The following is an 11,619-nucleotide window of genomic DNA, read 5'->3' on the forward strand; positions in this document are numbered from 1 at the left end:
TGACCAGCGGGGTAAATCGCCGTTCACTGCCGTCGACCGCCATGGAAGGATGTACGAAACGTCTACAGACGTCACCATCGAAGGAGATGACTGCGTGCCTGGCACGAATCTGACCCGCGAAGAGGCGCAGCACCGGGCGCACCTGCTCTCCGTGGACTCGTACGAGATCGAGCTCGACCTGAGCGGCGCCCAGGAGGGCGGCACCTACCGGTCCGTGACCATCGTGCGTTTCGAGTCCACCGAGGCCGGGGCCGAGACCTTCATCGACCTGGTCGCGCCGACCGTGCACGAGGTCGTACTGAACGGCGAGGCGCTGGACGCCGCCGCCCTCTTCCAGGACTCCCGGATCACTCTGCCGGGGCTGCTCGCGGGCCCGAACGAGCTGAAGGTCGTCGCCGACTGCGCGTACACCAACACCGGTGAGGGTCTGCACCGGTTCGTGGACCCGGTGGACCAGCAGGCGTACCTCTACACGCAGTTCGAGGTTCCGGACGCGCGCCGTGTCTTCGCCTCCTTCGAGCAGCCGGACCTGAAGGCAACCTTCCGGTTCACCGTGAAGGCGCCCGAGGGCTGGTCGGTGATCTCCAACTCCCCGACCCCGGAGCCGGTGGACGACGTCTGGCGTTTCGAGCCGACGCCGCGCATCTCGACATACATCACCGCGTTGATCGTCGGCCCGTACCACGCGGTGCACAGCAGCTACGAGAAGGACGGCAGGACCGTCCCGCTGGGCATCTACTGCCGGCCGTCGCTCGCCGAGCACCTGGATGCCGACGCGATCTTCGAGGTCACCCGGCAGGGCTTCGACTGGTTCCAGGAGAAGTTCGACTACGACTACCCGTTCGCCAAGTACGACCAGCTGTTCGTGCCGGAGTTCAACGCGGGCGCGATGGAGAACGCGGGCGCGGTGACCATCCGTGACCAGTACGTCTTCCGTTCCAAGGTGACGGACGCGGCGTACGAGCGGCGTGCGGAGACGATCCTCCACGAGCTGGCCCACATGTGGTTCGGCGACCTGGTCACCATGGAGTGGTGGAACGACCTGTGGCTGAACGAGTCGTTCGCCACCTTCACCTCGGTCGCCTGCCAGGCGTCCGTGCCGGGCACCAAGTGGCCGAACGCGTGGACCACCTTCGCGAACGCGGAGAAGACCTGGGCGTACCGGCAGGACCAGCTGCCGTCCACGCACCCGATCATGGCCGAGATCAACGACCTCGAAGACGTCATGGTCAACTTCGACGGAATCACCTACGCCAAGGGCGCCTCCGTGCTGAAGCAGCTCGTCGCGTACGTCGGCCAGGACGAGTTCTTCCGCGGTGTGCAGGCCTACTTCAAGGCCCACGCCTTCGGCAACACCCGGCTCACCGATCTGCTGGGCGCCCTGGAGAAGACCTCCGGCCGCGACCTCCAGACCTGGTCGAAGCTGTGGCTGGAAACCGCCGGTATCAACGTCCTGCGTCCGGAGATCGAGACGGACGGCCAGGGTGTGATCACCTCCTTCGCCGTGCGGCAGGAGGCCCCGGCCCTGCCCGCCGGCGCCAAGGGCGAGCCGACTCTCCGCCCGCACCGCATCGCCATCGGCCTGTACGACCTGGACGGCGGCAAGCTGGTCCGCGCCGACCGGATCGAGCTGGACATCGACGGCGAGCTGACCGCGGTGCCGCAGCTGGCCGGAAAGAAGCGCCCGGCCGTGGTCCTGCTCAACGACGACGACCTGTCGTACGCCAAGGTCCGCCTCGACGAGGAGTCGCTGAAGACGGTCACCGCGCGCCTCGGCGACTTCACCGACTCGCTGCCGCGCGCCCTGTGCTGGGCCTCCGCCTGGGACATGACCCGCGACGGCGAGCTGGCGACCCGCGACTACCTGTCGCTCGTCCTGTCCGGCGTCGGCAAGGAGTCCGACATCGGCGTGGTGCAGTCGCTGCACCACCAGGTGAAGGCGGCCCTCGACCTGTACGCCGACCCGGCGTGGCGCGAGACCGGTCTGGCCCGCTGGACGGAGGCGACGCTGGAGCACCTGCGCGTCGCCGAGCCGGGCAGCGACCACCAGCTGGCGTGGGCGCGCGCCTTCGTCGAGACGGCCCGTACCGGCGAGCAGCTCGACCTGCTGATGGCACTGCTGGACGGCGCCGAGACGGTCGAGGGCCTGGTCGTGGACACCGAGCTGCGCTGGGCGTTCGTGGAGCGGCTGGCCGCCACCGGCCGTTTCGGTGAGGAGGAGATCGCGGCCGAGCTCGAGCGCGACAGGACCGCGGCAGGCGAACGGCACGCCGCGACCGCCCGTGCCTCCCGCCCGACCGCCGAGGCCAAGGCCGAGGCCTGGGCATCGGTCGTCGAGTCCGACAAGCTGCCGAACGCCGTGCAGGAGGCCGTCATCGTCGGCTTCATGCAGACCGACCAGCGTGAGCTGATCGCCCCGTACGCGGAGAAGTACTTCGCCGCGGTCAAGGGTGTGTGGGAGTCCCGTTCGCACGAGATCGCCCAGCAGATCGTGATCGGCCTCTACCCGTCGCTCAAGGTCTCGCAGGCCACGCTGGACGCCACGGACGCCTGGCTGGCGGAGGTGAAGGAGCCCCACGCGCTGCGCCGTCTGGTCCTGGAGTCCCGCTCCGGTGTCGAGCGCGCGCTGAAGGCACAGGCCGCGGACGCCGCCTGATCCGCAACTCGACGATCGAGCCCGTCCGTTGTCACAACGGGCGGGCTCGTTCCGTTTATGACCGGGCTCGTTCCGTTTATGTCCGGATGTAGCGCCCATCGCGGTGACCCTCTGTCAATTGCTTTCACCTGGAGGCGTTAAGCTTCCCGCTCGTCAACGCATGATCTCTGTGACGGGGTGGTTTGAGGGTGCAGATGGTTCGCATGGGATCGTCACCCGGAACGCCGAAGTCCGCCTCCATTTCCACCTGGTGGAGTGTGCCCACGGCCCTGACCGCGGTCGCCCTGACCATCACTCTGGTCCTGGCGCCCGCCTCGGCACGTACGCCGGTGGCCCTGCTCGGCGGTGTGGCCGTGCTGGCCGTGGCCGTCGTCGGCGGCGAATGCGCCCGGCGCGGGCGGACGATGGCGGAGCTGCGGGCGCGGAACGCGGAACAGGACCGGGCGCTCGCCCGGCAGGAGGCCGAGACCGTACGTCTCGCCGAGCAGTTGCTGCCGGCGGTCGTGGAGCGGCTGGGCAGGGGCGAGTTCCCCGAGGACGTACTCGATTCGCTGTCGTCACGCGACGATTACGGACCGGGGATGACGCGCGAGTTCACGGCGGCCCACCAGGCCGTGCTGCGCTCGGTGATCGACGCCGTGGCCGCCGAGGAGAATCTGCGCGAGTCCGCTCAGCGCGCGTTCGTGAACATCGCCCGTCGCGTCCAGGCCATCGTTCACCAGCAGGCCCAGGAACTCCGGGACATGGAGGACCGGCACGGCGGCAGCCCGCAGGTGTTCGGTGATCTGCTCCGTCTCGACCACGGCACCGCCCTGATCGGCCGTCTCGCCGACTCCATCGCCGTACTCGGCGGTGCGCGGCCCGGCCGCCAGTGGAGCAGGGCCGTGCCGCTCTACAGCGTGCTGCGCGGTGCCATGTCCCGGATCATCGACTACCAGCGCGTCGAACTGCACTCGGTCTCCGAGGTGGCGGTCGTGGGACAGGCCGTCGAGCCGCTGATCCACGCCCTGGCCGAGCTGCTGGACAACGCCACCCGTTACTCGCCGCCGCAGACCCGGGTGCATCTGACCGCCGTGGACGTGCAGTCGGGCATCGCCATCGAGATCGAGGACGGCGGTGTGAGCATGAGCGAGGAGGCCCGTCAGCGGGCCGAGCGGATGCTCCGCCAGGCGCAGCAGGGCATCGACCTCAACGACCTGGGAGAGACACCGCGACTCGGTCTCGCGGTGGTCGGCCGGCTGTCCCAGGCGTACGACTTCCAGGTGTCGCTGCGCTCCTCGGCGTACGGAGGTGTGCGCGCCGTCCTGGTCGTACCGAAGGAGCTGATCACCACGGCGGCGGCGGCCACCGGCCTGGCGCACGGCATCGGCGCCGTCTCCGGGCCGCGCTCCACCGCGGCGCCCCTGCCCGCCGAGACGCGGCCCACGGCGGACACGCGCCCGGCGACCGGGCCGCAGCCCATTGACGAGCCCGCCGACGAACTGCCCGTCGTGACCGAGCGGACCGAGACCGGCCTGCCGCAGCGCCGTCGCAAGAGCCGCGTCACGGCGCCTGCCGCCACGGCGAACGAAGAACGGCGCGCACCTGAACCGGCGGCCGCACCGCCGGTGCAGCCCGGCATGTGGCTGGCCGCCTTCCAGAGCGGTCTGTCCGGTCATGGTCAGGATCAGTCCGCCCGCACGACTGGCGAGAACAGCGACGCCGGAGCGGCGTCGGCGAGCAAGGGGAACACACGATGATTCAGCAGCGCGCCACCGATATGGACTGGATGCTCAAGGATCTGGCCGAGAGCGTGCCGCAGACGAGGCACGTCGTCGTCCTTTCCGCGGACGGCCTGCGCATGGCCCAGCACGGCGCGGACACGGACACCGCCGACCGGCTGGCCGCCGCCTGCGCCGGGCTGCAGAGCCTGGCCGGGGCCGTCGCCCAGGAACTCCCGCACAGCGACGGGAAGATGCGGCTGGTTGTGATCGAGATGGACGGCGGCTTCTTCTATCTGATGGCGGCGGGCGCGGGGGCGTTTCTCGCCGTGCTGGCCGACGAGGGGGTGGACGCCGGTCTGATGGGCCAGCGCATGCGTGACCTGGTGGCAAGGATCGGTGAACACCTCAGCAGCCCGCCCAGGCACGACGTCGGGCAGCCCGCGTGACCGACCCGGGCTGGCACGAGGGCACTCCCGAACGGCTGTATGTCATCACGGGCGGACGCAGCGGCCCCTCCGCATTAGACGGAAAGGTCCGCTCCCTCGATCTGGTCACGCTCATCGTGGCCAGATCGGGGACCGGGCCCGGGATGCAGCCCGAGCATGCGGCGATCATCAAGCTGTGCCATGCACCGCTCTCGGTCGCCGAGATCTCCGCGTATCTGAGCCTGCCGGTGAGCGTCGTGACCGTGCTGCTCGGTGATCTGCTGGCGGAGGACAAGGTGCTGGCACGCGCCCCCGTCCCGCCCGCGCAACTCCCCTCCCCCGCACTGATTGAGGCAGTGATCGATGGACTTCGAAAACTCTGACACGCCCGCGGGGCCGCGCAGCGAGGATGTGCTGCCGGATACGGCCGCAACCGCCGTCAAGGTGGTGGTCGTGGGCGGCTTCGGGGTCGGCAAGACGACCCTGGTCGGCTCGGTGAGCGAGATCCGGCCGCTGACGACCGAGGAGACGATGACCCAGGCCGGGGTCGGCGTCGACGACACGGCGGGCGTCGAACGCAAGACCCAGACGACCGTGGCCATGGACTTCGGCCGGATCAGCATCAACTCGGAGCTGGTGCTGTACCTCTTCGGCACGCCCGGACAGCAACGCTTCTGGTTCCTGTGGCGCGGCTTGTTCGAGGGCGCGCTGGGCGCGGTGGTGCTGGTCGACCCACGCCGGCTGGAGGTCAGCTTCGACGTGATCGGCCGGCTGGAGGAGCGAGGCGTGCCGTTCGTGGTCGCCGTCAACTACTTCCCCGGCTCGCCGGAGCACCCCGTGGAGGAGCTGCGGGCAGCGCTGGACCTGCCTGCCGCCGTACCGATCGTGTACTGCGACGCCCGGCGGCGCGAGTCCAGCCGGGACGTGCTGATGGCCCTGATGCGCTACCTCCAGCACCTGGCCACCACTCAGGAGGCGTCGTGAGCACCACCGCTCCCCCGCCGGGCTGCACCGCCGCCGCCCCGGAGTCCCCGGCCGCACCGGCCGCGGTCCGTCCCGAACGTCCGTCATGGTGGGGGTCGTTCCTCAGCCGTGGCTGAGAAGTGGCCCTGTTGGTCGACGCGTTGACGATGAGTACGATGCGCGACAGTTGATCATTTTGGGATGCAAGTGGCGCATGTTACTGCAGGGGATGCATCACAACGACCTGAGAGGAAGACCGAAGTGGGGCCTGAGCTGATAGTTCCGCCGATCTTCACCCCCATCCCGCCGGCGATCCACCCTCGCCACGCGGAGGTCGACGTACAGACCGCAGCCTGGGCAGAAACGTTTCGCATCGGGTCCGAGGAACTCCGCGGCAAGCTCGTGACGCAGGACATCGGCACGTTCTCCGCCCGGATCCTCCCGGAGGGCCGCGAGGAAGTCGTCTCCCTCCTCGCGGACTTCGTGCTGTGGCTCTTCGGCGTGGACGACGGACACTGCGAGGAGGGCGAACTCGGCCACCGCCCGGGAGACCTGGCCGGTATGCTCCACTGCCTGCTGCGGGTCGCACAGAACCCGGAAGCCTCGATGCTGGAGAACGACCCGCTGGCCGCGGGCCTGCGGGACCTGCGGATCCGGGTCGACCGGTACGGCACCGCCGGGCAGGCGGCCCGCTGGATCGACGCGCTGCGCGAGTACTTCTTCTCCGTGGTGTGGGAGGCGTCCCACCGCCGCGCGGGCACGGTGCCCGACCTCAACGACTACACCCTGATGCGGCTCTACGACGGCGCGACGTCCGTGGTGCTGCCGATGCTGGAGATGGGCTACGGCTACGAACTCCAGCCGCACGAGCGCGAGAAGACCGCGGTCCGCGCCGCGACCGAGATGGCGTCCTTCATCATCACGTGGGACAACGACATCTTCTCGTACCACAAGGAAGCACGCAGCACCGGCTACTGGCTCAACGCCCTGCGCGTACTCGAGCGGGAGAACGGACTCACCCCCGATGAGGCCCTGGACCTGGCGATCTCCCAGCGGGACCGGGTGATGCTGCTCTTCATGCGCCTGAAGGACCACCTGTCGGAGCAGGGCAGCCCGCAGCTGCGCCAGTACCTGGACAGCCTCGCCTGCTTCATCCGCGGCGCCCAGGACTGGGGCATCACCTCCGTGCGGTACACCACGCCGGACGACCCCGCGAACATCCCCTCCGTGTTCCGCGACACCCCCACCGACGACAGCAGCGAGCCCCTGGACATCCCCTGCGTCTCCTGGTGGTGGGACCTCGTCCCCGACTCGGCCGTACTCCAGCGGACCGTCTAGAACATGTCCAGCACAAAGGATCCTTCGGTGTCAGCAGCGTTGCAGTCGGTCCCCCGCGCCCCGGGAGCCGTGCCGCTCCTCGGACATGCCCTGAAGCTGTGGCGTGATCCGCTCGGCTTCCTCAAGTCGCTCCGGGAATACGGGGACCTGGTCCAGGTCGACCTCGGAACGCTGCCGGTGTACGTCATCACCTCCGCGGAGCTGGTCCACGAGGTGACCGTCAAGCAGGCGCGCAGCTTCGAGAAGGGCCGGCTCTTCGACCGGCTGCGGCCGCTCGCGGGCAACGGACTGGCGAACTCCAACGGTGAGACGCACCGCAAGCACCGCCGTCTGATCCAGCCGATGTTCCACCCGCAGCGCATCCACGCGTACGCCGCGACCATGAGCGACAACGCGCGCGCTCTGGCCGACTCCTGGCAGCCGGGTCAGGAGATCGAGATGGAACAGGCGATGGCCGAGTACGCCATCGAGACGCTGGCCTCGACCATGTTCTCCACGGACATCGGCCTGCCCGCCGTGGAGGCGATCCGCAGGAACCTGCCCGTCGTACTCAAGAACATGCTGATACGGGCCGCGTCCCCCAAGTTCCTGGACCGGCTGCCGATCCGGGCCAACCGTGACTTCGACGCCGCGGCGGCGACCCTGCGCGAGGTCATCGACGAGGTGGTCGTGGCCACCCGGCGGTCCGGCCCGACGGGCCACAACGACCTGCTGTCGGTGGTCATGGCCGCGCAGGACGCGGAGACCGGCGAGTCGCTGAGCGACACGGAGGTCAGGGACGAACTCAGCACCATCCTCTTCGCCGGTGCCGAGACCACGGCCTCCACGCTCTCCTGGACCTTCTACCACCTGGCTCGGCATCCCGACGTGGAGAAGCAGCTGGTCGCCGAGATCGAGGAGGTCGTCGGCGACCGCCCGGTGACCATCGAGGACGTTCCGCGCCTCGAGGCGGTCCGCCGGGTGCTCGACGAGGTGATCCGGCTGCACGGCGTCACCATGCTGATGCGCCGCACCACCGCGCCGGTGGAGCTCGGCGGGTTCAGTTTCCCCGAGAACACCGAGGTCGCGTTCAGCCTGTACGCCCTGCACCGGGACCCCCGGGAGTACGCCGAGCCGGACCGATTCGACCCCGACCGCTGGCTGCCGGAGCGCCGCACGGACATCGCGCGGCAGGCCTACATCCCGTTCGGGGCCGGGAACCGGAAGTGCATCGGGGACGCGTTCGTCTGGACGGAGGCGACCATCGCCCTCGCGACGGTCCTCGCACGGTGGCGGCTGGTGCCGGCTCCGGGCCACACGCCGAAGGAAGTGGCCTCCGCGGTGGCGCACCCCGACCGGATGCCGATGACGGTGGTCCCGAGGAACGCCTGAGCGCACCGCTGCCCGGCCGGGTTCCGCACGGACCCCGGCCGGGCGGACCGGCGACGAGTGTCAGCCCGTCACCTGCGCGTACCGGTCGCGGAGATCGGCCGCCCCCCTGCTCGGTGAACGATCCGTGCAGCCGCATCCGGGCGATGCCGCCGTGCGGGAAGGCGTCCAGCCGGACACGCGTCGCGACCGCCTGTGCGGCGAGCGGGAAGCGGTGCAGCGTGTCCGGCTGCATCCGGGTGCGCGGGATTCGCCCGCCGCACTCCGGTCAGCTGTCAACTTTCGGTTGACGATTGCAGGGTGTCAACCTAAGGTTGACACATGACGAAACCAGTCGGCATGACGCATCACATCCGGCTCGACGACCTCATCGAGGGCATCAAGAAGACCCACTCCGACGCCCTCGACCAGCTCTCCACCGCGGTCATCGCCGCGGATCACCTCGGCGAAGTGGCCGACCATCTGATCGGCCATTTCGTGGACCAGGCAAGGCGCTCGGGTGCCTCCTGGACGGACATCGGCCAGTCCATGGGGGTCACCAGGCAGGCGGCGCAGAAGCGCTTCGTTCCGAAGGACCCCGGCGAACCGTCCGACCTCGACCCCAGCCAGGGGTTCAGCCGCTTCACCGAGCAGGCACGGAACGTCGTGCTGGCCGCACAGGAGGAAGCCCGTACGGCAGGCAACAACGAGGTCCGCCCTCAGCATCTGACGCTGGGCCTGCTGAGCGAACCGGACGCGCTCGCCGCGAAGTCGGTCGTCGCGCAGGGCGTGCCGCTGGACAGCGTCCGCCGGGGCGCGACCGCGGCACTGCCGCCGGCGACCGACGAGGTGCCGGCGCTCATCCCGTACGACGCCGGAGCAAAGAAAGTACTGGAGCTGACGTTCCGGGAGGCCCTGCGGCTGAACCACCACCACATCGGGCCCGAGCACATCCTGCTCGCACTGCTGGAGTTCGAAGGCGGCAAGGGCGTGCTCACCGGCCTGGGTGTCGACAAGGCGACTGCCGAGGCCGACATCGCCGGCGCAGTGAGCACCGCTTCCGACGCCTCGTCGCATACGCCCTGACGGGATCCCAGGCCGACGCCACGAGTTCGGAGAGGGAGGCGACCGCAGTCTGTGGGCTGCGGCCGCCTCCCTCTCCGGGCTCGGACTGCGGGCCGGTGCGGGGGTCCTACCGTCGCGCCGGCTCACCCCTCAGGTCCGTCGAAACTTCCTTGGCATTCCTTTCAGCAGGACTGATCGATCGTGTGCTCTTCCCCCGCACCTGTCCCAGCAGCGTGGCGCCGAATGCGATCCCCATGCCGAGCAGCTGCACCGGGGTGAGTGCCTGGCCGAGCGCCGCCCAGCCGATGACGGCCGCGGTGATCGGGGACAGCGGCCCGAGGAAGGTGGCGGACGTCGCGCCGAGCCGCTCGATACCGCGGAACCAGAGCCAGTACGCGATGGGCGTGTTGACCAGCGCGAGGTAGGCGTACCCGGCCAGGGCGCGGCCGTCGATCACGGGCGGCGCGCCCTCCACGAGAAGGGCGATCGGCAGGATCAACAGCCCGCCGACGCTCAGCTGCCACCCCGTCATGACGAACTGCCCGACCCCTTCCGGCCGCCCCCAGCGCTTGGTGAGCACCGTGCCGGCCGCCATCGACGCGGAGGAGGTGACCGCGGCGGCCACACCGACCAGGTCGAACGAGGCAGTGGCCTTGAGGACGACCAGGCTGACGCCGAGCGCCGCGACGATGCCGGTGAGCACCGCGCGTACGGTCGGCCGTTCGCCCAGCAGAAGTGCGGCGAGCGCGACCACGAACAGAGGGCCGACCGAGCCGATGACGGCGGCCATGCCGCCGGGCAGCCGGTAGGCGGAGAGGAACAGCAGCGGGTGGAACACCCCGATGTTCAGCGCGCCGAGCACGGCCACCTTGCCCCACCACATCCCGCGCGGCAGGGTCCGGGTGAGCGCGAGGAGAAGCAGCCCGGCAGGCAGGGTGCGTATCAGCCCGGTGAACAGCGGCCGGTCCGGCGGCAGGAATTCCGTGGTGACGAAGTAGGTGGTTCCCCAGGAGACGGGTGCCAGCGCGGTGAGCGCGACGGTGGCGATGCGGTTGCGGTTCATGACGCACTCCTTGAGGGGGAAGACCAGGCCGTGGCCGTCGCGGGGACCGGGCGGGCCGGGAGGAACGCAGCGGCCGGGGCCGGCCGCCGCGGGTGGACCGCGTCCGCGGGGAGCGCGCGCTCCAGGCGGACCAGCAGAAAGGTCGACGGCAAGTAGCTTAGCGCTAAGCAACTTGCCGTCAAGCTACTTTCTTGCGGCCGACCCACTCCGGCCCGATACTCATGGCATGACAGGCATGACCCCCGACGCGGTGGACGCGATCGCCGGCCAGTGGGCCGCCGTGCGTCCCGACCTCGAGACCGGCCCGATGACGATCTACGGCCGCATCTATCGCATCGCCCGTGCCATGGGCGACCGCATCGACAAGGTGTACGCGCGCTTCGGTCTCTCACGCGGCGAGTTCGACGTCCTCGCCACCTTGCGGCGGTCCGGAGAGCCCTACACCCTCTCCCCCCGCGAGCTGACCGCGACGCTGATGCTCACCACCGGCGGGATGACCGGCCGGCTCGACAAACTGGAGCGCGCCGGGCTGCTCACCCGCAGCCCCGACCCGAACGACCGGCGCGGACTCAAGGTGACCCTCACCGACAAGGGCCTCGCCCTGGTCGAAGAAGCCGTCACAGCGGGGCTCGACACACAGCACGAGGTCGTCGACGCGGCGCTCGACCCCGAGCAGCGGGAGCAGCTCAACGGGCTGCTGCGGCTGCTGCTGGCGGCGCACTGAGCACGCCGGGAGAACGCAGAAGGCGCCCTCCGGCACGTACACGAACGTACGTACCCGAGGGCGCCTCGGAAAATTTGGAGAAGCCGGGCGTCAGGCCTGCTTCTTGCGGGACTTGTCCAGCACCATGACCAGACCGGCGATGACCGCGAAGAGCGCGATCGGCGCCACGACGAAAAGACCGACGGTCTCGGCCACGCTCAGGCCGGAACCCGGCTGGTCACCGTCGTCGCGGGTCAGCGCGAGCGCGGGGGACGACATCAGCAGCATCATGAGCGTCGAACCGGTCGCGACGGCGCCGGCGCGCAGGGCGTTCTTCTTGTCCACAGTGCAAATGT

The 11,619-nt window shown here is 69.6% G+C and carries 11 protein-coding genes and 1 pseudogene; 9 read left to right on the forward strand and 3 right to left on the reverse strand.

Going from position 1 to position 11,619, the window contains the following annotated elements; genetic code table 11:
* Positions 1-94 precede the first annotated feature (94 nt).
* The 7 genes from pepN to ABD858_RS11520 all read left to right on the forward strand — a co-directional run bounded on the left by pepN (position 95) and on the right by ABD858_RS11520 (position 8,456).
* A complete protein-coding gene (gene pepN / locus ABD858_RS11490; RefSeq protein ID WP_345036244.1) occupies positions 95-2,656 on the forward strand; it encodes an aminopeptidase N in 2,562 nt (853 codons plus the stop codon).
* Between the two features lie 194 nt (positions 2,657-2,850).
* Positions 2,851-4,395 (forward strand): sensor histidine kinase, encoded by a 1,545-nt coding sequence (locus ABD858_RS11495; protein ID WP_345044441.1) that lies wholly within the window; start codon positions 2,851-2,853, stop codon positions 4,393-4,395.
* Positions 4,392-4,805 carry a roadblock/LC7 domain-containing protein gene (locus ABD858_RS11500; RefSeq protein WP_345036246.1) on the forward strand — a complete coding sequence of 138 codons (414 nt, stop codon included), beginning with the start codon at positions 4,392-4,394 and terminating at the stop codon, positions 4,803-4,805. Before ABD858_RS11495 ends, ABD858_RS11500 begins: the two co-directional genes overlap by 4 nt.
* Positions 4,802-5,167, forward strand: coding sequence for a DUF742 domain-containing protein (locus tag ABD858_RS11505; RefSeq protein ID WP_345036248.1), 366 nt, complete (start codon positions 4,802-4,804; stop codon positions 5,165-5,167). Before ABD858_RS11500 ends, ABD858_RS11505 begins: the two co-directional genes overlap by 4 nt.
* Positions 5,148-5,768, forward strand: coding sequence for a GTP-binding protein (locus ABD858_RS11510; RefSeq protein ID WP_345036249.1), 621 nt, complete (start codon positions 5,148-5,150; stop codon positions 5,766-5,768). The genes ABD858_RS11505 and ABD858_RS11510 overlap by 20 nt, the downstream gene beginning before the upstream one ends.
* 240 nt (positions 5,769-6,008) lie before the next feature.
* Positions 6,009-7,085, forward strand: coding sequence for a selina-4(15),7(11)-diene synthase (locus ABD858_RS11515; RefSeq protein WP_345036252.1), 1,077 nt, complete (start codon positions 6,009-6,011; stop codon positions 7,083-7,085).
* Positions 7,086-7,112: 27 nt separating this feature from the next.
* Positions 7,113-8,456, forward strand: coding sequence for a cytochrome P450 (locus tag ABD858_RS11520; RefSeq protein ID WP_345036254.1), 1,344 nt, complete (start codon positions 7,113-7,115; stop codon positions 8,454-8,456).
* A gap of 103 nt (positions 8,457-8,559) precedes the next feature.
* Here the strand turns inward: ABD858_RS11520 and ABD858_RS11525 are convergent.
* Positions 8,560-8,703: pseudogene (locus tag ABD858_RS11525) on the reverse strand (allantoicase); the annotation flags it as partial.
* Between the two features lie 71 nt (positions 8,704-8,774).
* On the opposite strand from ABD858_RS11525, the gene ABD858_RS11530 reads away from it, so the two are divergent.
* Positions 8,775-9,518, forward strand: coding sequence for a Clp protease N-terminal domain-containing protein (locus ABD858_RS11530; protein ID WP_345036256.1), 744 nt, complete (start codon positions 8,775-8,777; stop codon positions 9,516-9,518).
* A 106-nt stretch (positions 9,519-9,624) separates the two neighbouring features.
* On the opposite strand, the gene ABD858_RS11535 is transcribed toward ABD858_RS11530, so the two are convergent.
* Positions 9,625-10,560, reverse strand: a complete 936-nt coding sequence (locus tag ABD858_RS11535; RefSeq protein WP_345036258.1) for an EamA family transporter — start codon at positions 10,558-10,560, stop codon at positions 9,625-9,627.
* 226 nt (positions 10,561-10,786) lie between these two features.
* On the opposite strand from ABD858_RS11535, the gene ABD858_RS11540 reads away from it, so the two are divergent.
* Positions 10,787-11,284 carry a MarR family winged helix-turn-helix transcriptional regulator gene (locus ABD858_RS11540; protein ID WP_345036260.1) on the forward strand — a complete coding sequence of 166 codons (498 nt, stop codon included), beginning with the start codon at positions 10,787-10,789 and terminating at the stop codon, positions 11,282-11,284.
* A gap of 90 nt (positions 11,285-11,374) precedes the next feature.
* Here the strand turns inward: ABD858_RS11540 and ABD858_RS11545 are convergent, their stop codons facing one another.
* The gene (locus ABD858_RS11545) at positions 11,375-11,608 is read right to left on the reverse strand and encodes a hypothetical protein (protein WP_345036263.1); all 234 of its coding nucleotides are present in this window, start codon (positions 11,606-11,608) and stop codon (positions 11,375-11,377) included.
* Between the last annotated feature and the right edge of the window lie 11 nt (positions 11,609-11,619).

This window comes from Streptomyces sannanensis, from assembly GCF_039536205.1.
In the GTDB taxonomy this organism is placed as follows: Bacteria; Actinomycetota; Actinomycetes; order Streptomycetales; family Streptomycetaceae; genus Streptomyces; species Streptomyces sannanensis.